General features: G+C 45.5%; 1 protein-coding gene. It reads left to right on the top strand.

Annotated elements, in window-relative coordinates:
• The first annotated feature begins 62 nt into the window (after positions 1–62).
• Positions 63–1,274 (top strand): IS256 family transposase, encoded by a 1,212-nt coding sequence (locus F0249_RS19930; protein WP_102521929.1) that lies wholly within the window; start codon positions 63–65, stop codon positions 1,272–1,274.
• The last annotated feature ends 31 nt before the right edge of the window (positions 1,275–1,305 follow it).

Below are 1,305 nucleotides of genomic sequence, written 5' to 3'. Positions count from 1 at the left end.
GAGACTGTCTCAATTTCTGTGTAATTGCCTAAACTAAGCCTTAAAGGCTAAGGATAGGCAATATGAACAAGAAAGAGCTTGAAGCTTTCGCCAAGGAAGCAGCAAAAGGAATTAAAACCCCTGAGGACTTAACTGAGTTCAGCCAAATGCTGAAAAAAATTACGGTTGAGGCCGCACTCAATGCGGAAATGGATGAGCATCTTGGCTATGAAAAACACCAACCCTCTAGATCGAATAATAGCCGCAATGGAAAGAGTAGCAAACGCGTAAAAACCGAAGATGGCGAGTTTGAACTCGATACACCTCGGGATCGCCTTGGCTCGTTTGACCCCAAGCTAGTCAAAAAACACCAATCACGATTTACCTCTATGGATGACAAAATCTTGTGGCTCTACGCCCAAGGAATGAGTACGCGCGACATCGTAAACGCTTTCGATGAGTGGTACGGTGCGGAGATATCACCCAGCCTCGTATCGCGCGTCACAAATGCGGTGATAGAAGAAATAGTGGAGTGGCAATCAAGGCCACTCGATGCCATTTATCCTATCGTTTATCTCGATTGTATTGTGGTCAAGATCCGTCAAGACAAGCGTATCATCAATAAGTCGATTTTCCTTGCTTTAGGTATTAACACCGATGGTCAGAAAGAGCTAATGGGCATGTGGATAGCCGAAAACGAGGGGGCTAAGTTTTGGCTGAGTGTTCTAACTGAACTCAATCAACGTGGTGTTGAAGATATCCTTATTGCGTGTGTAGATGGATTGAAGGGCTTTCCTGACGCTATCAATACTGTCTTCCCCCAAACGCATATTCAGCTTTGTATCGTCCATATGGTGCGGAACTCATTGAAGTATGTGTCTTGGAAAGACTATAAGGCGGTGACTGCCGACCTGAAACGAGTGTATCGCTCTACTACAGAAGATGAGGCTCTACTCGAACTGGAGCGCTTTGGCGAAGTCTGGGATGGGCAATATCCGCAAATATCTAAGTCCTGGCGCAATCACTGGCAGAACCTCAACACGCTCTTCAACTACCCAGAAGATATCCGTAGAGCCATCTACACAACCAATGCTATTGAGTCTCTCAATAGCGTGATCCGTAAAGCACTAAAAAAGCGGAAGATCTTCCCTAACGATGAGGCCGCAACCAAAATGGTGTACTTAGCAATCAAAGACGCCAGCAAGAAATGGACGATGCCCATTCAAAACTGGCGTCAGGCTATGAGTCGGTTTATTATCGAGTTCGAGGAACGTCTCGATAAACACGTTAACTAAATGGCAGTTACACAGAATCTGTTACAGCCTC

It is taken from the genome of Vibrio sp. 03-59-1, from assembly GCF_013114135.1.
GTDB classification, from domain to species: Bacteria; Pseudomonadota; Gammaproteobacteria; order Enterobacterales; family Vibrionaceae; genus Vibrio; species Vibrio cortegadensis.
The sequence above is the reverse complement of the archived record's forward strand: the minus strand, read 5'-3'. Positions and strand labels throughout refer to the sequence as shown.